Source organism: Escherichia sp. HH091_1A (assembly GCF_030295175.1).
Taxonomy (GTDB): domain Bacteria; phylum Pseudomonadota; class Gammaproteobacteria; order Enterobacterales; family Enterobacteriaceae; genus Escherichia; species Escherichia coli_F.
In genome coordinates this window covers 4,328,768-4,347,496 of sequence record NZ_AP025747.1, presented here as the reverse complement: position 1 = coordinate 4,347,496, position 18,729 = coordinate 4,328,768, and the positions used below count along the sequence as shown (strand labels likewise).

The following is an 18,729-nucleotide window of genomic DNA, read 5'->3' as shown; positions in this document are numbered from 1 at the left end:
TACAATCGATTAAGAAAACCTATGAAATACTTTCAGGATTAATAAGACATACCACAGTATTCATGGAATTTTAATGAGATTGAAAACAACTAAGCCCTGATAAATAAATTATTTCATTATTTTTATCACGTACTTTCTTCCGGGAATTTAGACCCATAATACCATTATCAAATAGTTGATTCTGATCTACCCCGAGCCCATGATGGCCATATTTTTGTCTAATGTATTTTCTGGGGTCTTCGCATTTGAGTTTCTCTCCACATATGAAGATATGATTACGTGTTGGTCTGAAATCAGTAGTGTTATTAAAATAATCAGCATATAAATCTGTGGGTTTCATAATATTGCTTCGGATTAGATGGAATAGAGGATCATCCATATATTCTTTATGTTTTTTATTAAATATATTAGCTAATTCCTCAGGATCAGTAGGATTTTTCATCTGTTTAAATGGAACCTGCAAAGCACCGAGACAATAACATTCATTTTCTTCATTTCTTATTATTCCGTGATGACTGGTTAAAACTTTCCTTTCTGGGTCATAATTACAAACATCAAGCGTTTTAATTAAGTTATATGTATCACCGGCGGAGAGTCTATGATTTGCTAGTCGTGCACTATAGTTACCATTAAAATTGATTTCATGATTTCCAGCCAGAACGACGACATTTTTATTTATACGACTATCTTTATTACCCTCCATATTTTGCATAGAATTTAGCAAAGTAAGGATATATTGATCTCCAAAAATAGTACTAAACCTGTCGCCTGTATGATCTCCAAGGAAAATACAAGGAGTAATCGCATCGCCTTTTAAAAAAACATGATTATGCAACTTATTCAAGATCATGTCTCTTGCATTTAATAAAGCGTAGAGCTCTCCCATTTTTTTCTTTTCGTATGCAGATGAAGCCATATTTTCGTGATTTAATAATTCACATATTAAACTCCACCCCTCTTCCCGGATGCCTATATGCCCTGAAACGAGCAATGCATAAAGTATAGCGCCTACTCTTTCATCTGTATCGCCAAAATAAGCCGTGTTCATATTTTGTGGGTTAATCACACCACAGTGTTTATAAAAATCTATTTCTGAGAACACAGATTTAACATAGTTATCAAACTTTTCCTTAGTGAGCATCTCAGTAGAGACATCCCAACGCCAGTCAGGTTTAAAATTACCGCTAAGAAGAGTAAAGAAATTTTCAGATATGATAGAAAGCCCATCAATTTTATAAATTATGTCTGATTTATCTCCGGAGAAATTAATAAAATAATAACCATCCCTACGCTCAATCGTAACGGTTATGGGAGATGATAATTTTAACACATGGTTATTGTCTGGTATAATTGTAAAGATAAACGTGTCAGTATCCATGTTGGCGAAACTATTATATTCTTGGATATCTATAGAAGGTTCACTATTGTAAAGCGATGTTTTCACCGTCTGATGAAAATAGTCATTTACATTCCAGTGACCATATTGCAGGAAATAGATGATATGCAGGCCTGCATTGTTACCTATTTGCGAAAATTTATCCAGTATATTAACTTCAACTGTCTTTGAAAGATGTTTTTTATCAACCTTGCCATGGTGTTGATGATTGTTAACTTTATCTGAATGCTTATATTGATGGCTTAAGGAGTTGTTTCCAATCAGATTATGAATTGCTTTCATAAATAACCTATGATATTTTTGAATTGTTTGTTACAAAATAAACGATACATGTCTGAAAGACATATTTACGACGATATAAAGCAATAATAATTATATGTTCGCTGATTTTAAACACCGAGACTATCCGGTCTTTTACCAATAATGAAAAATAATCCCTCCCTGGAAGATAATTGTAAAGAACTACAGAATAAGAATTAATCTTAGGATAAATATTTATTTACCATGGCCTTTTGAACGCTGAAAAGTGGCACTCGGCAAAGTAAACCCAGCTATAGTTATGCTATGCATTTGTCTTTAATGATATCTCGTCATTTTATTAACAGGCTGAAATTATCATTAATGCACATTTCGATATTAGCAGGGATACCTGAGGAGTTTAAAGTGAACATATATATCGGGTGGCTTTTCAAATTAATCCCCTTGATTATGGGGTTAATTTGTATCGCGTTAGGTGGCTTTGTGCTGGAAAGTTCAGGGCAAAGCGAGTATTTCGTCGCGGGTCATGTGCTGATTTCTCTGGCAGCCATATGCCTGGCATTATTCACTACCGCATTTATTATCATTTCGCAGCTCACGCGCGGCGTTAATACGTTTTACAATACACTGTTCCCCATTATTGGCTATGCGGGGTCAATTATCACCATGATATGGGGTTGGGCACTGTTAGCAGGCAATGATGTGATGGCAGACGAGTTTGTCGCCGGTCATGTGATTTTCGGCGTTGGTATGATTGCCGCCTGTGTATCGACAGTGGCAGCGTCATCCGGTCACTTTCTGCTCATTCCCAAAAATGCATCGGGGAGCAAAAGCGACGGAACGCCGGTACAGGCTTATTCTTCATTAATCGGTAATTGCCTCATTGCCGTTCCCGTATTACTCACCCTGCTCGGTTTCATTTGGTCGATAACGCTGTTACGCAGTGCCGACATAACCCCACATTATGTCGCCGGTCACGTATTGCTTGGGTTAACCGCAATCTGTGCCTGTCTCATTGGCCTTGTAGCCACAATCGTCCATCAAACACGTAATACGTTCTCATCCAAAGAGCACTGGCTGTGGTGTTATTGGGTTATTTTTCTCGGCTCAATCACGGTGCTGCAGGGCATATACGTCTTAGTCAGTTCCGATGCAAGCGCTCGGCTGGCTCCCGGCATTATTCTCATTTGCCTTGGAATGATCTGTTACAGCATATTCTCAAAAGTCTGGCTACTGGCACTGGTCTGGAGACGTACCTGTTCGTTAGCCAACAGAATTCCGATGATTCCCGTCTTCACCTGCCTGTTTTGCCTTTTCCTGGCATCGTTTCTTGCGGAAATGGCGCAGACCGACATGGGATATTTTATTCCTTCGCGGGTTCTGGTCGGTTTGGGAGCGGTATGCTTTACGTTGTTCTCAATCGTTTCAATATTAGAAGCAGGTTCTGCTAAAAAATAATTGCAACGTACCGGATAAAACCAGCGTCGACTAATTGCGTAACGCTGGTTTTTCTTAGGTATCATGAAATAACTTAACATTGATGATTAAGTATAAAAAAACAGTAAAGTTACTGTCTTTTTTCAACCTGTTCATATTTTATAAAGATCTGGACTTCGGTCGATTTTTAATCACCATCCCCCACCTTATTTTAAGCATGGAGGGTTTCAGTTCACGGGCTTATTAGAAAATAATCACAAGATAGCCACTATCAAAATTAGCTCATTTTTAATGCGGCTCTAATAATTTTCATCTTTAGGTAATAGGTCAGGACGACTTCGCTGCAATCAAATCCTGCGCACAAGCCCACGCACTCGACCACGCCCACTGGAAGTTATAGCCCCCCAGCCAGCCGGTGACGTCCATCACTTCGCCGATGAAATACAGCCCAGGCACTTTGCGCGCTTCCATCGTCCGTGAAGAGAGTTCGTTGGTATCCACGCCGCCGAGCGTCACTTCGGCAGTGCGATAGCCTTCAGTGCCGTTCGGCTGCACACGCCAGTCGGTCAATGTGCTAATCAGTGCCTGTTGGTCACGTACGTTGAGCTGTTTTAGCGAGACATCCGGGATTTGCCCGAGTTGTTGTAAGCGTTCAACCAACCGCTTCGGTAGATGAACCGCCAGTGTGTTTTTCAGGCTCTGATTCGGATGTGCGTTACGCTGTTCATTCAGGAAGGTTTCGAGGTCCACATCCGGTAGCAGATTAATGCTGACAAATTCACCCGGTTGCCAGTAGCTGGAAATCTGCAACACTGCCGGTCCAGACAAGCCGCGATGGGTGAAGAGTAAGTTCTCACGGAAAACGGTGCCGTTTTCAGCCGTAATCACGGAAGGTACCGCCACACCCGCCAGCACCTGTAACTCCTCGAGCAACGGTTTATGCAAAGTGAATGGCACCAGACCCGCGCGGGTCGGCAGCACGTTGAGGCCAAATTGTTCGGCAATCTTATAACCAAACGGCGATGCCCCCAGCCCCGGCATTGACAGCCCACCGGTCGCGATGACCAGTTTTTCGCTACCGACGGTCATGCCATTCAGTTCAAGCGTGAAGCCTGTTTCATCCTTCGCCACACTCAGCACTTCGCTTCGCAATCTGAAGGTCACATTGCCCTTCTCGCACTCAGCCACCAGCATGTCGACAATCTGCTGCGCGGAGTCATCACAGAAGAGTTGCCCTAACGTTTTCTCGTGCCAGGCAATGCCGTGTTTATTGACCAGATCAATGAAATCCCACTGGGTAAAACGCGCGAGTGCAGACTTACAAAAATGCGGATTCTGGCTCAGATAAGCGCCCGGTTCGACATAAAGGTTGGTAAAGTTGCAGCGCCCACCGCCAGACATGAGGATTTTGCGCCCTGGTTTTTTACCATTATCGATCAGCAGAACCCGGCGTCCTGCCTGACCTGCCAGCGCAGAACAGAACATACCCGCCGCACCAGCGCCTATAATAATGGCATCAAACCTTTCCACGTTGCGCTCCTCTAAGAAAAAACGGGCGTGAATTGTAAAGATTCCTCAGTGGTCGCACCAGCATCAATATTACTAAAAGGAAGTATTTAGCTGAATTATATAAGATAATTATTTTTTGAGTGCAATCTATACAGGAGGCAAATCAAAAAAAGTCTATATTTCACTTTGCCCGCGCCGCGAAAGTCACTGATAATGCGCCGCGTTCATGTCCTCAAAATGGCGTAACGTCCTATGCTACATTTGTTTGCTGGCCTGGATTTGCATACCGGGCTGTTATTATTGCTTGCACTGGCTTTTGTGCTGTTCTACGAAGCCATCAATGGTTTCCATGACACAGCCAACGCCGTGGCAACCGTTATCTATACCCGCGCGATGCGTTCTCAGCTCGCCGTGGTTATGGCGGCGGTGTTCAACTTTCTGGGTGTTTTGCTGGGTGGTCTGAGTGTTGCCTATGCCATTGTGCATATGCTGCCGACGGATCTGCTGCTTAATATGGGATCGTCTCATGGCCTTGCCATGGTGTTCTCTATGTTATTAGCGGCGATTATCTGGAACCTGGGTACATGGTACTTTGGTTTACCTGCATCCAGCTCTCATACGCTGATTGGCGCGATCATCGGGATTGGTTTAACCAATGCGTTGATGACCGGGACGTCAGTGGTGGATGCACTCAATATCCCGAAAGTATTAAGTATTTTCGGTTCTCTGATCGTTTCCCCTATTGTCGGCCTGGTGTTTGCTGGCGGTCTGATTTTCTTGCTGCGCCGCTACTGGAGCGGCACCAAGAAACGCGCCCGTATCCACCTGACCCCAGCGGAGCGTGAAAAGAAAGACGGCAAGAAAAAGCCGCCGTTCTGGACGCGTATCGCGCTGATCCTTTCCGCTATCGGTGTGGCGTTTTCTCACGGCGCAAATGATGGTCAGAAAGGCATTGGTCTGGTTATGTTGGTACTGATTGGCGTCGCGCCAGCAGGCTTCGTGGTGAACATGAATGCTACTGGCTACGAAATCACCCGTACCCGTGATGCCATCAACAACGTGGAAGCTTACTTTGAGCAGCACCCTGCGCTGCTGAAACAGGCTACCGGTGCTGATCAGTTAGTACCGGCTCCGGAAGCTGGCGCAACGCAACCTGCGGAGTTCCATTGCCATCCGTCGAATACCATTAACGCGCTCAACCGCCTGAAAGGCATGTTGACTACTGATGTGGAAAGCTACGACAAGCTGTCGCTTGATCAACGTAGCCAGATGCGCCGCATTATGCTGTGCGTTTCTGACACTATCGACAAAGTGGTGAAGATGCCTGGCGTGAGTGCTGACGATCAGCGCCTGTTGAAGAAACTGAAGTCCGACATGCTTAGCACCATCGAGTATGCGCCGGTGTGGATCATCATGGCGGTCGCGCTGGCGTTAGGTATCGGTACGATGATTGGCTGGCGTCGTGTGGCAACGACTATCGGTGAGAAAATCGGTAAGAAAGGCATGACCTATGCTCAGGGGATGTCTGCCCAGATGACTGCGGCAGTGTCTATCGGCCTGGCGAGTTATACCGGGATGCCGGTTTCCACTACCCACGTACTCTCCTCTTCTGTCGCGGGGACGATGGTGGTAGATGGCGGCGGCTTACAGCGTAAAACCGTGACCAGTATTCTGATGGCCTGGGTGTTTACCCTTCCGGCTGCGGTACTGCTTTCCGGCGGGCTTTACTGGCTCTCCTTGCAGTTCCTGTAATCGCACGCACCAAAACGAGCGGGTCAGCTGGCCCGCTTCAGATTGTTGACATAGTGCGCTTTGTTCATGCCGGATGCGGCGTGAACGCCTTATCCAGCCTACAAAAACATGCAAATTCAATAGATTGCAGAGATTATGTAGATACTGTTATGGCCTGCAAGTTTTTTTCTACCCTGGTTTCCCAGATTGCAGGCATGCCAGACACAGCGCCGTCAGGCGCTGTTTTTTTCATCCCTTCCGCGATTTTTACGCAGCTACCGGATTATGCCGTGACGCATCGAACGGTACGCCTGACTTCAGCACTCCATACGCCACCTGTGCCAGCTTGCGCATCATCGCGCCGAGAATCACTTTTCCTTTCTTGCCATTAGCCGCCAGACGGTCGCGGAACGCCCGTCCCCACTCAGTCTTACTGGTGGCTACCATTGCAGGCATATACAACGCCCTGCGAAGCGACACATGTCCGGCTTTACTCAACCGGCTTGCCCCTCTCACACTACTGCCTGATTCATAACGCCGTGGTGTCAGACCCGCAAAAGCGGCGAACTGTCTGGCATGGGCGAAGCGGTCCTTCAGACCGATATAAGCCAGTAATACCGCAGATGTTTTCTCTCCGATACCCGGGATACTTTCCAGCAGTTTCCTGCGGTGTTTCATATCCGGATCATCGTCTGTCAGGTCTTTTATCTGCTTCTCAAGACGCTTCAGCTCTGCTTCAAGCCACAGAAGGTGAGCATCAATGCTCGGTCTCTGGACTTCCCGCGCCGTTTCAGTGCGGTTCAGTTCCTGCGTGTGCATATCTGTCAGCGCCTGGTGGCGTACTACCAGGGCACGCAACGCGCGTTCAAGCGGGTGAGGCGCTTCCCAGGCTGCAGGGCGCTTCTGACGACAGAACTCTGCCAGCATGCGCGCATCCACGGTATCAGTCTTGTTACGCAGTCCTTCACTCTGAGCGAAAGCTTTACCCAACGCAGGATTAATGACTGACACTATGTAGCCTGCATCGTAAAGGCACTCTGCGACAGGTTCCATATAGGTGCCGGTCGCTTCGATGCAGATATGCGCATGGTCAATCTTGTGACCCTTCAGCCAGCTCACCAGCTCATCGTGCCCTTTAGTGGTGTTAGCGAATTTTTTGGTGCGATGACGACCATCAGGACGCAACACATCGACATCCAGTTTCTCTTTAGCGGTGTCGATACCGATATAATGAAGTTCATGTTCCATCGTGAAACCAACCTTGCAAATACGGATTACCGGGAAAACCGGTCCATGATACTGTCCGGTTTATCACTTTGGGAGAAAGGCAGTCCGCTGCATAAATCTACGCAACAGGTTGAAAACCTAAGGCCCGATACGGCATGCGGACTGCAGGCAGAGAAAACTGGCCGATTTTCTCTGCACAGGAGGGATAATACAAGGCCTGATAAGCGTAGCACATCAGGCAATTTTGCGTTTGTAATCAGTCTCGAGCGGGTCAGTTTGCTGGCCCGCTTTTTTTATGCGTTATTTTTGCTGAAGTGCTTAATGCCAAATCATCAATGCAATCAGACTGACCACCACCAGACCACACAATGCGCTGGTCAGAATAAACTGCCGACGCACCCGCTCACAGCGGCGAATAAACTCATCATCGTGATGATCGCGATAACGTTGGGCATAGATATACCAAACGAGACGCACCTGTTTGTTGGGTTGGCCATGTGAGGTAAAAAAGCCCCCTCCATCAACATATTGATAGAGCAATGGATCGCAGTTACGCAGTACCACTAACAACGCGCGTAGTGATGAGAAATAGCGCGCCATGTTAACAATGCAAACGACACATAAAGCCCAAAATAATGCGACGGTGCTTATCATACCTCCTCCCCGGCGACCTGCCCGCGGAGTTCCACCCCGGGGCTACCGCTCCCGATACGCTGCCAATCAGTTAACACCAGGTCCTGGAGAAACCGCTTTTGTGGTGACCAACATCCGAGCGGCTCTATAGATAGTGTAGGAGATCAGGTTGTTTTTTTTCCAGAAGGTTAACCACTATCAATATATTCATGCCGAAAATTTGTTTATCTAACGGGTAAGCAAGGCGGATTGACGGATCATCCGGGTCGCTATAAGGTAAGGATGGTCTTAACACTGAATCTTTACGGCTGGGTTAGCCCCGCGCACGTAGTTCGCAGGACGCGGGTGACGTAACGGCACAAGAAACGCTAGCTGGCCAGTCATCGACAACTTTATGGAAGGAGTAACACTATGGCTTATAAACACATTCTCATCGCGGTCGATCTCTCCCCGGAAAGCAAAGTTCTGGTAGAGAAAGCAGTCTCTATGGCTCGCCCCTACAATGCGAAAGTTTCTCTGATCCACGTAGATGTAAACTACTCTGACCTATACACCGGGCTTATTGATGTGAATCTGGGTGATATGCAGAAACGCATCTCTGAAGAGACACATCATGCGCTGACCGAGCTTTCCACTAATGCAGGCTACCCAATCACTGAAACCCTGAGCGGCAGCGGCGATCTGGGCCAGGTTCTGGTCGATGCAATCAAGAAATACGATATGGATCTGGTGGTTTGTGGTCACCACCAGGACTTCTGGAGCAAACTGATGTCTTCCGCACGTCAGCTGATCAACACCGTTCACGTTGATATGCTGATTGTTCCGCTGCGCGACGAAGAAGAATAATCTTCCCTCCACGACGTGTGCCTGAACGCCCGCATATGCGGGCGTTTTGCTTTTTGGCGCGCCTTGTTACCTGATGCAGCGTATACGCCTTATCTGGCCTACGATCTGCGTACGCAATCAAAATCCCCAGCCAATACAACATTTAACACCATCATATTTTCCATCATTAGTGTGATCAGCTGGTTATTTTCTGTTGTAATAGTGTATTAATCTATTCACCGCATCAATATTAAGAATCTCTGACAGATGTAAACTTTTTCGCGCGTTATCCCTTACGCGTTCATACTTTTCAGGATGGTATTGGAAGGTTAATAAATATGAATACAACAACACCCATGGGGATGCTGCAGCAACCTCGCCCATTTTTCATGATCTTTTTTGTCGAGTTATGGGAGCGATTCGGCTACTACGGCGTGCAGGGCGTACTGGCGGTTTTCTTCGTTAAACAGCTTGGATTCTCGCAAGAGCAGGCTTTTGTCACTTTTGGTGCGTTTGCTGCGCTGGTCTATGGCCTCATTTCCATTGGCGGCTATGTCGGCGACCACCTGCTGGGGACCAAACGCACCATTGTTCTCGGAGCGCTTGTGCTGGCGATTGGCTACTTCATGACCGGGATGTCGCTACTTAAGCCTGACCTGATTTTCATCGCCCTGGGCACTATCGCTGTCGGTAACGGCCTGTTTAAAGCTAACCCTGCCAGCTTGCTTTCGAAGTGCTATCCACCGAAAGATCCGCGGCTTGATGGCGCATTCACCCTGTTCTATATGTCGATCAATATCGGCTCGTTGATAGCGTTATCATTGGCCCCTGTGATCGCTGATAGATTCGGCTATTCAGTCACCTACAACCTGTGCGGTGCGGGGTTAATTATCGCGCTATTGGTTTACATCGCCTGTCGTGGAATGGTGAAAAACATTGGTTCTGAACCCGACTTCAAGCCGATGAGCTTCAGCAAACTGTTGTACGTATTACTTGGCAGCGTGGTGATGATCTTCGTCTGTGCATGGCTGATGCACAACGTAGAAGTCGCCAATCTGGTGCTGATTGTTCTCTCCATCATCGTCACCATCATCTTCTTTCGTCAGGCATTCAAGCTGGATAAAACCGGGCGCAATAAAATGTTTGTTGCCTTTGTCCTGATGCTCGAAGCGGTGGTGTTTTACATTCTCTACGCCCAGATGCCAACGTCGCTGAACTTCTTTGCCATCAACAACGTGCATCATGAAATTCTCGGCTTTTCCATCAACCCGGTCAGCTTCCAGGCGCTTAACCCGTTCTGGGTGGTACTCGCCAGCCCAATACTGGCAGGTATCTACACGCATTTGGGTAACAAAGGCAAAGACCTCTCGATGCCGATGAAATTTACTCTCGGTATGTTTATGTGCTCGCTGGGCTTTTTGACGGCTGCCGCTGCGGGAATGTGGTTTGCTGATGCACAAGGACTGACATCGCCGTGGTTTATCGTGCTGGTTTACTTGTTCCAGAGCCTGGGTGAACTGTTTATTAGCGCCCTTGGCCTGGCGATGATTGCTGCCCTGGTGCCGCAGCATTTGATGGGCTTTATTCTCGGGATGTGGTTCCTGACGCAGGCTGCCGCGTTCTTGCTTGGCGGCTATGTGGCAACATTTACCGCAGTACCAGACAACATTACCGATCCGCTTGAGACGTTGCCCGTCTATACCAGCGTGTTTGGTAAAATTGGCCTGGTTACGCTGGGCGTTGCAGTAGTGATGCTGTTGATGGTGCCGTGGCTGAAACGCATGATTGAGACGCCGGAAAGCCATTAATTATTCTTGCAGAACACAGGGTAGCAATAACACTACCCTGCTTTACTTTCACACCGGCGTACCTGCATAAATATCAAAGCGATGCCCTTTGGTGACAACCGCGTTTGGCGTGGCGACATTCGCCAGCGGCGGCGCGTAGTCCGGGCGCTTTACCACCACGCGTTTGGTCGCCAGCAAGCGTGCAGGCTCCAGCAATCCATCAGCGTCGAGATCCGGCCCCACCAGCGACTGGAACACGCGCATCTCTTTTTTCACCAGCGCGCTTTTCTGCTTATGCGGGAACATCGGGTCGAGATAGACCACCTGCGGGCGTGGGGTAATATCAGTCAGCGCCGTCAGGCTGGAGGCGTGAATTAATTGCAAACGCTCCTGCAACCAGCCGCCGATTTCCGCATCCGCATAACCACGCGCCAGGCCGTCGTCGAGCAGCGCGGCAACGACTGGATTACGCTCCAGCATCCGCACACGACAGCCGACCGAAGCCAGCACAAAGGCATCGCGCCCCAGTCCTGCGGTAGCGTCTACTACGTCCGGCAAATAATCGCCTTTAATGCCCACCGCTTTCGCCACCGCCTCACCGCGTCCACCGCCAAATTTGCGACGGTGCGCCATCGTTCCGCCAACAAAATCAACAAAGATGCCGCCAAGTTTTGGCTCATCACGCTTGCGCAGTTCCAGATGCTCCGGTGTTAACACCAGCGCCATCAGGTTGTCTTCATCATGTTCCAGCCCCCAGCGAGCCGCCAGAACAGATAAGGCACCGTCTCCGGTGCCTGTTTCATCAATTAAGCAGATTTTCACTGAATGATCAGCCCTTAATGCCGTAGTGCTCCAGCATCGCATCCAGTTGTGGTTCACGACCACGGAAGCGTTTGAACAGATCCATCGGCTCTTCTGAACCACCACGGCTCAGAATGTTGTCGAGGAACGACTGTCCGGTTTCACGGTTGAAAATGCCCTCTTCCTCAAAACGCGAGAAGGCATCTGCCGCCAGCACATCGGCCCACAGGTAGCTGTAGTAACCTGCCGCATAACCACCAGCGAAAATATGGCTAAATGCATGTGGGAAGCGGCCCCAGGACGGAGACGGTACCACGGCAACCAGTTTCTTGATTTCTGCCAGAGTTTCGAGGATTTTCGCCCCCTGATCCGGACGGAATTCTGCATGTAGACGGAAATCGAACAGGCCGAACTCCAGCTGACGCAGAATAAACAGCGCCGCCTGGTAGTTCTTCGCCGCCAGCATTTTATCCAACAGTTCTTTCGGCAGCGGTTCGCCAGTCTCATAGTGACCGGAGATAAACGCCAGCGCCTCCGGCTCCCAGCACCAGTTTTCCATAAACTGGCTCGGCAGTTCGACCGCATCCCACGGTACCCCGCTGATCCCGGATACACCGGCGGTTTCAATGCGGGTCAGCATATGGTGCAGGCCGTGACCGAACTCGTGGAACAGCGTGATCACTTCGTCGTGAGTGAACAGCGCCGGTTTACCATTTACCGGGCGGTTAAAGTTACAGGTCAGATACGCGACCGGTTTTTGCAGAGAACCATCGGCTTTACGCATCTGGCCTACGCAGTCATCCATCCACGCCCCGCCGCGTTTGTTTTCACGGGCATACAGGTCGAGGTAGAAGCTGCCGCGCAGTTCGTTGTTCTCGTCATACAGTTCGAAGAAACGGACATCCGGGTGCCAGACATCAACATCTTTGCGCTCTTTGGCGGTGATGCCGTAAATACGTTTCACCACTTCAAACAAGCCGTTAACCGCTTTGTTTTCCGGGAAGTACGGACGCAGCTGTTCGTCGCTGATGCTGTAGAGGTGCTGTTTTTGTTTTTCGCTGTAGTAAGCGATATCCCACGGCTGCAACTCATCGACGCCAAATTCGGCTTTGGCGAAGGTGCGCAGCTGTGCCAGCTCTTTTTCACCCTGCGGACGGGCGCGTTTTGCCAGATCGGTTAAGAAATCAAGCACCTGCTGCGGGTTCTCCGCCATTTTGGTAGCCAGAGATTTAAAGGCGTAGTTTTCAAAGCCCAGCAGTTGCGCCAGTTCGTGACGCAGAGCGAGGATCTCTTCCATCACCTTGCTATTGTCCCACTTACCGGCGTTCGGGCCTTGATCGGAAGCGCGGGTGCTGTAAGCGCGATACATCTCTTCACGCAAGGCCTGGTTGTCGCAGTAGGTCATTACCGGCAAATAGCTTGGGATATCCAGCGTCAGCAAGTAGCCTTCCAGTTCTTTCGCTTCGGCCTGGGCTTTTGCCGCCGCCAGCGCGCTTTCTGGCATACCCGCCAGTTCCGCTTCGTCGGTAACGAGTCTGGTCCAGCCCATCGTCGCATCAAGGACGTTGTTGCTGTACTGGTTGCCCAGCTCGGAAAGACGGGTAGCAATTTCGCCGTAGCGTTGCTGTTTCTCTTTCGGCAGACCGATGCCAGAGAGTTCAAAATCACGCAGGGCGTTATCAACCGCTTTCTTCTGCGCCGTATTCAGCGTGGCGTAATGATCACCATCGCGCAGGTCGCGGTACGCTTTATACAGCCCCTCATGTTGCCCTACCCAGGTGCTATATTCCGACAGCAGTGGCAGGGTTTGTTCGTAGGCTTCACGCAGTTCCGGGCTATTTTTCACCGAGTTCAGGTGGCTGACCGGGGAGAAGATACGCCCCAGCACATCGTCTACTTCCGCCAGCGGCTGGCAGAGATTTTCCCAGGTGTACGGTGCCCCTTGCGCTACTACGCGCTCCACATTTTCGCGGCAGTCATTCAATGCCTTCGTCACGGCTGGAACGACATGTTCCGGGAGAATTTTAGAAAACGGAGGCAATTCAAAGGGAGTCAGTAACGGATTCGTCATTAGCGCAGTCCTGGTTAAAGAGGTTAAGGAAGCGCTCAACAGGCGCTTTACATAATGTGTGTAGCATGGGGTTAAGTGTAGTGAATTTCAATGAGAAACGTTACGCTTTCGCGGCGACGGCCTCTTTTCGGTATACTGTCCTGATAGGCTTTTGTGCGCCCCGAATACGGGCCGATTTTTACTTACCGGAACACCTTTACCCATGCTCAGTTATCGCCACAGCTTTCACGCTGGCAACCACGCCGACGTCCTTAAACATACCGTTCAGAGCCTGATCATCGAGTCACTGAAAGAGAAAGATAAACCGTTTCTCTATCTGGATACCCACGCGGGTGCGGGGCGTTATCAGTTAGGCAGTGAACATGCCGAGCGTACCGGCGAATATCTCGAAGGTATCGCCCGTATCTGGCAGCAGGACGATCTGCCTGCGGAGCTGGAACCGTACATCAGCGTGGTGGAACATTTTAACCGTAGCGGGCAGTTACGTTACTACCCAGGTTCGCCGTTGATTGCTCGCCAGCTACTGCGCGAGCAGGACAGTCTGCAACTGACCGAGCTGCACCCGAGCGATTACCCGTTGCTGCGTGCTGAATTTCAGAAAGACAGCCGTGCGCGTGTGGAAAAAGCCGACGGTTTCCAGCAGCTTAAAGCCAAGCTGCCGCCGGTTTCTCGCCGTGGTTTAATCCTTATCGACCCGCCGTATGAAATGAAAACCGACTATCAGGCGGTGGTCAGCGGCATTAACGAGGGATATAAACGTTTTGCCACAGGCGTCTACGCGCTGTGGTATCCAGTGGTGCTGCGTCAGCAAATCAAGCGCATGATCCACGAGCTGGAAGCGACCGGTATTCGCAAGATTATGCAAATTGAACTGGCGGTACTGCCAGACAGCGATCGCCGTGGCATGACCGCTTCCGGCATGATTGTGATTAACCCGCCGTGGAAACTGGAACAGCAGATGAATAACGTGTTGCCGTGGTTGCACAGCAAACTGGTTCCGGCTGGCACCGGGCATGCCACCGTAAGCTGGATCGTGCCAGAGTAATTGCAGCCATCGCTGGCACCTATTACGTCTCGCGCTACAATCGCGGTAATCAACGATAAGGACAATATGTCATGACTAAACACTATGATTACATCGCCATCGGCGGCGGCAGCGGCGGTATCGCCTCCATCAACCGCGCGGCTATGTACGGTCAGAAATGCGCGCTGATTGAAGCCAAAGAACTGGGCGGCACCTGCGTGAATGTTGGCTGCGTGCCGAAAAAAGTGATGTGGCACGCGGCGCAAATCCGTGAAGCGATCCACATGTACGGCCCGGATTATGGTTTCGATACCACCATCAATAAGTTCAACTGGGAAACGTTGATCGCCAGCCGTACCGCCTATATCGACCGTATTCATACCTCCTATGAAAACGTGCTCGGTAAAAATAACGTTGATGTAATCAAAGGCTTTGCCCGCTTCGTTGATGCCAAAACAATTGAAGTAAACGGCGAAACCATCACGGCCGATCATATCCTGATCGCCACCGGCGGTCGCCCGAGCCACCCGGATATTCCGGGCGTGGAATACGGTATTGATTCCGATGGCTTCTTCGCCCTTCCTGCTTTGCCAGAGCGTGTAGCGGTTGTTGGCGCGGGTTACATCGCCGTTGAACTGGCGGGTGTGATTAACGGCCTCGGCGCGAAAACGCATCTGTTTGTTCGTAAACATGCGCCGCTGCGCAGCTTCGACCCGATGATCTCTGAAACGCTGGTCGAAGTGATGAACGCCGAAGGCCCACAGTTGCATACCAACGCCATCCCGAAAGCGGTGGTGAAAAATGCCGACGGCAGCCTGACGCTGGAGCTGGAAGATGGTCGCAGTGAAACGGTGGATTGCCTGATTTGGGCGATTGGTCGTGAGCCTGCCAATGACAACATCAATCTGGAAGCCGCTGGCGTTAAAACCAACGAAAAAGGCTATATCGTCGTCGATAAATATCAAAATACCAGCGTTGAAGGTATTTACGCGGTGGGCGATAACACGGGCGCAGTGGAACTGACACCGGTGGCAGTTGCAGCAGGCCGCCGCCTCTCTGAACGCCTGTTTAATAACAAGCCGGATGAGCATCTGGATTACAGCAATATTCCGACCGTGGTCTTCAGCCATCCGCCGATTGGGACTGTTGGTTTAACGGAACCGCAGGCGCGCGAGCAATACGGCGACGATCAGGTGAAAGTGTATAAATCCTCTTTCACCGCGATGTATACCGCCGTCACCACTCACCGCCAGCCGTGCCGCATGAAGCTGGTGTGCGTTGGACCGGAAGAGAAGATTGTCGGTATTCATGGCATTGGCTTTGGTATGGATGAAATGTTGCAGGGCTTCGCAGTGGCGCTGAAGATGGGCGCAACCAAAAAAGACTTCGACAATACCGTCGCCATTCACCCAACGGCGGCAGAAGAGTTCGTTACCATGCGTTAAATGTTAAAGGGCAAAGAGTGGTGTGCTCTTTGCCCTTAGTTACGTTTCCGCTATCAGTTCAGAAGCTGAAGCAGGAAGCGGATCAGTTCCAGCAGCGCAATTAACGCCCCAAGAACGATGATTGCTTTATCAATCACCCGTTTTCTCCATGCGATGGAGTGAGAATGCATCCGCTTACTCATCCACTGCCTGTCACGGCGCATGCCTCATTGTTAGATGACGACTATCTCACTCCGGCCAGAGCATCAGTTAACGGCACCACCCGTACCACTGATCAGGACTTTGAAAGCGTTTATGCGCATTGCCAGAGTGAAAATGCCTCAGAGCCAACTGGATAATCATACAGTACTTGCGGGTTATAAAACCAGCATGTCCTTGCAATAGTTTCAGTATGGTATTAGCATTGATGTGTTAGATGATGGCTATCTCACTCCAGCCAGGGCCACCAACTCAGGGCTGAAGAGTAAAAAAACCGACGTAAGTCGGTTTTTTTACGTCCGGATTCGGACAAGGCTTGGTACGGCAGCGACCCGATGAAAGTATATCAATCCTCTTTCACCACCATGTATAGCAAACTGTCCCTTCGCCAGCTGAAGAAATCGCTAACGCTTGCAATGTTAGCCACTGGCTAATAGTATTGAACCGTTAGATGTGGGCATTCTCACTCCAGCCAGAGCCACCAACTCTGGCTGAAGAGTAAAAAACCGACGCAAAGTCGGTTTTTTTACATCCTGATTCAGACTTCCTTTCAAATGAACACCCAACGCTTAATTCACACCTATACCTTTCTCCAAACTTACATATTCGTTAAGTCATATATGTTTTTGACTTATCCGCTTCGAAGAGAGACACTAAGTGCAACAATCAGGAGCGCAATATGTCATTTCTGTTACCCATCCAACTCTTCAAAATTCTTGCCGATGAAACCCGTTTGGGCATCGTTTTACTGCTCAGCGAGCTGGGAGAGTTATGCGTCTGCGATCTCTGCACTGCCCTCGATCAGTCGCAACCCAAGATCTCCCGCCATCTGGCATTACTGCGTGAAAGTGGGCTATTGCTGGACCGCAAGCAAGGAAAGTGGGTTCATTACCGTTTATCGCCGCATATTCCAGCATGGGCGGCGAAAATTATTGAGCAGGCCTGGCGATGCGAACAGGAAAAGGTTCAGGTGATTGTCCGTAACCTCGCCAGACAAAATTGTTCCGCAGACAGTAAGAATATTTGTAGTTAAAAAATGTATCTAAACACATATGAATATTCGAATGTGTTTTATCCAGGAGGCATGATGTTACTGGCGGGCGCTATCTTTGTCCTGACCATCGTATTGGTTATCTGGCAGCCGAAAGGTTTAGGCATCGGCTGGAGTGCGACACTGGGCGCCGTACTGGCGTTAGTTACTGGCGTGGTCCATCCGGGCGATATTCCGGTGGTGTGGAATATCGTCTGGAACGCGACGGCTGCGTTTATTGCCGTCATTATCATCAGCCTGCTGCTGGATGAGTCCGGCTTTTTTGAATGGGCGGCGCTGCACGTCTCACGCTGGGGCAATGGGCGCGGTCGCTTGCTGTTTACCTGGATTGTCCTGCTCGGTGCTACCGTTGCGGCCCTGTTTGCCAATGATGGCGCGGCGCTTATTTTGACGCCGATTGTCATCGCCATGCTGCTGGCTTTAGGGTTCAGCAAAGGCACTACGCTGGCGTTTGTTATGGCGGCCGGATTCATTGCCGATACCGCCAGCCTGCCGCTTATTGTCTCCAATCTGGTGAATATCGTTTCGGCAGATTTCTTTAGCCTCGGCTTTCGCGAATACGCCTCGGTGATGGTGCCGGTGGATATCGCTGCAATACTGGCTACCCTGGTGATGTTGCATCTCTATTTCCGCAAAGATATTCCGCAGAACTACGACATGGCGCTGCTTAAATCTCCCGTAGAAGCGGTTAAAGATCCTGCCACCTTCAAAACTGGCTGGGTTGTTTTACTGCTTCTGCTGGTGGGATTTTTCGTCCTGGAACCGCTCGGCATTCCGGTAAGCGCCATTGCGGCAGTGGGCGCGCTGATATTATTTGCCGTCGCTAAACGCGGTCATGCGATTAATACGGGTAAAGTGCTGCGCGGTGCCCCCTGGCAGATTGTCATCTTCTCGCTCGGCATGTATCTGGTGGTTTACGGCCTGCGCAATGCCGGACTAACGGAATATCTTTCTGGCGTACTCAACGTGCTGGCGGATCACGGCCTGTGGGCGGCGACGCTCGGCACCGGATTCCTCACCGCCTTCCTCTCTTCTATTATGAACAATATGCCGACGGTACTGGTTGGCGCGTTGTCCATTGATGGCAGCACGGCATCTGGTGTCATCAAAGAAGCGATGGTTTATGCCAACGTGATTGGCTGCGATTTGGGGCCGAAAATTACACCGATTGGTAGCCTGGCAACGCTACTATGGCTGCACGTACTTTCGCAGAAGAATATGACTATCAGCTGGGGATATTACTTCCGTACAGGGATTATCATGACCCTGCCGGTGCTGTTTGTGACGCTTACCGCGCTGGCGCTTCGTCTCTCTTTCACATCGTAATGAGATACTG

16 protein-coding genes are annotated in these 18,729 nt (G+C 49.7%); 8 read left to right on the top strand and 8 right to left on the bottom strand.

Annotated features, from left to right (window positions below; all coding sequences use genetic code 11):
- Positions 1-70: 70 nt before the first annotated feature.
- Positions 71-1,678, bottom strand: coding sequence for a DUF4049 domain-containing protein (locus tag QUF14_RS21770; RefSeq protein ID WP_100733859.1), 1,608 nt, complete (start codon positions 1,676-1,678; stop codon positions 71-73).
- A 381-nt stretch (positions 1,679-2,059) separates the two neighbouring features.
- Between QUF14_RS21770 and QUF14_RS21765 the strand changes: the two genes are divergently transcribed.
- Positions 2,060-3,112: a DUF2776 domain-containing protein gene (locus QUF14_RS21765; protein ID WP_001028909.1), complete on the top strand. Its 1,053-nt coding sequence runs from the start codon at positions 2,060-2,062 to the stop codon at positions 3,110-3,112.
- A 306-nt stretch (positions 3,113-3,418) separates the two neighbouring features.
- Here the strand turns inward: QUF14_RS21765 and QUF14_RS21760 are convergent, their stop codons facing one another.
- Positions 3,419-4,621: a BaiN/RdsA family NAD(P)/FAD-dependent oxidoreductase gene (locus tag QUF14_RS21760; RefSeq protein WP_032185366.1), complete on the bottom strand. Its 1,203-nt coding sequence runs from the start codon at positions 4,619-4,621 to the stop codon at positions 3,419-3,421.
- A gap of 231 nt (positions 4,622-4,852) precedes the next feature.
- Here QUF14_RS21760 and pitA point away from each other — a divergent pair, with 231 nt between their 5' ends.
- Positions 4,853-6,352, top strand: a complete 1,500-nt coding sequence (gene pitA, locus QUF14_RS21755) for an inorganic phosphate transporter PitA (protein ID WP_000902780.1) — start codon at positions 4,853-4,855, stop codon at positions 6,350-6,352.
- Positions 6,353-6,598: 246 nt separating this feature from the next.
- Here the strand turns inward: pitA and QUF14_RS21750 are convergent, their stop codons facing one another.
- A complete protein-coding gene (locus tag QUF14_RS21750; protein WP_000399629.1) occupies positions 6,599-7,579 on the bottom strand; it encodes an IS110-like element IS621 family transposase in 981 nt (326 codons plus the stop codon).
- Positions 7,580-7,876: 297 nt separating this feature from the next.
- Positions 7,877-8,212, bottom strand: a complete 336-nt coding sequence (gene uspB, locus QUF14_RS21745) for a universal stress protein UspB (protein ID WP_000626187.1) — start codon at positions 8,210-8,212, stop codon at positions 7,877-7,879.
- A gap of 390 nt (positions 8,213-8,602) precedes the next feature.
- Here uspB and uspA point away from each other — a divergent pair, with 390 nt between their 5' ends.
- Complete coding sequence (gene uspA, locus QUF14_RS21740) at positions 8,603-9,037, top strand: universal stress protein UspA (protein WP_000323571.1); 435 nt, start codon at positions 8,603-8,605, stop codon at positions 9,035-9,037.
- 98 nt (positions 9,038-9,135) lie between these two features.
- Here the strand turns inward: uspA and QUF14_RS21735 are convergent, their stop codons facing one another.
- Positions 9,136-9,189 carry a hypothetical protein gene (locus QUF14_RS21735; protein WP_212591402.1) on the bottom strand — a complete coding sequence of 18 codons (54 nt, stop codon included), beginning with the start codon at positions 9,187-9,189 and terminating at the stop codon, positions 9,136-9,138.
- A gap of 165 nt (positions 9,190-9,354) precedes the next feature.
- On the opposite strand from QUF14_RS21735, the gene dtpB reads away from it, so the two are divergent.
- Positions 9,355-10,824, top strand: a complete 1,470-nt coding sequence (dtpB, locus tag QUF14_RS21730; protein ID WP_001098658.1) for a dipeptide/tripeptide permease DtpB — start codon at positions 9,355-9,357, stop codon at positions 10,822-10,824.
- Positions 10,825-10,872: 48 nt separating this feature from the next.
- On the opposite strand, the gene rsmJ is transcribed toward dtpB, so the two are convergent.
- Both rsmJ and prlC read right to left on the bottom strand, forming a co-directional pair.
- On the bottom strand, positions 10,873-11,625 hold the full coding sequence (gene rsmJ, locus QUF14_RS21725; protein ID WP_000686622.1) for a 16S rRNA (guanine(1516)-N(2))-methyltransferase RsmJ: 753 nt from the start codon (positions 11,623-11,625) through the stop codon (positions 10,873-10,875).
- 7 nt (positions 11,626-11,632) lie between these two features.
- Entirely contained in the window at positions 11,633-13,675 is a 2,043-nt protein-coding gene (gene prlC, locus QUF14_RS21720; RefSeq protein WP_024212279.1) for an oligopeptidase A, read from the bottom strand.
- Positions 13,676-13,877: 202 nt separating this feature from the next.
- Here prlC and rlmJ point away from each other — a divergent pair, with 202 nt between their 5' ends.
- Entirely contained in the window at positions 13,878-14,720 is an 843-nt protein-coding gene (gene rlmJ, locus QUF14_RS21715) for a 23S rRNA (adenine(2030)-N(6))-methyltransferase (RefSeq protein ID WP_001355009.1), read from the top strand.
- Positions 14,721-14,791: 71 nt separating this feature from the next.
- Complete coding sequence (gene gorA, locus QUF14_RS21710) at positions 14,792-16,144, top strand: glutathione-disulfide reductase (protein WP_000160796.1); 1,353 nt, start codon at positions 14,792-14,794, stop codon at positions 16,142-16,144.
- Positions 16,145-16,197: 53 nt separating this feature from the next.
- Here gorA and dinQ read toward each other — a convergent pair whose 3' ends face one another.
- A complete protein-coding gene (gene dinQ / locus QUF14_RS21705) occupies positions 16,198-16,281 on the bottom strand; it encodes a damage-inducible type I toxin DinQ (protein WP_001295215.1) in 84 nt (27 codons plus the stop codon).
- 740 nt (positions 16,282-17,021) lie between these two features.
- Between dinQ and arsR the strand changes: the two genes are divergently transcribed.
- Together arsR and arsB are read left to right on the top strand one after the other, a co-directional pair.
- The gene (arsR, locus tag QUF14_RS21700; protein WP_000008961.1) at positions 17,022-17,375 is read left to right on the top strand and encodes an As(III)-sensing metalloregulatory transcriptional repressor ArsR; all 354 of its coding nucleotides are present in this window, start codon (positions 17,022-17,024) and stop codon (positions 17,373-17,375) included.
- 54 nt (positions 17,376-17,429) lie between these two features.
- Entirely contained in the window at positions 17,430-18,719 is a 1,290-nt protein-coding gene (gene arsB / locus QUF14_RS21695; RefSeq protein ID WP_000922644.1) for an arsenite/antimonite:H(+) antiporter ArsB, read from the top strand.
- Positions 18,720-18,729 lie beyond the last annotated feature (10 nt).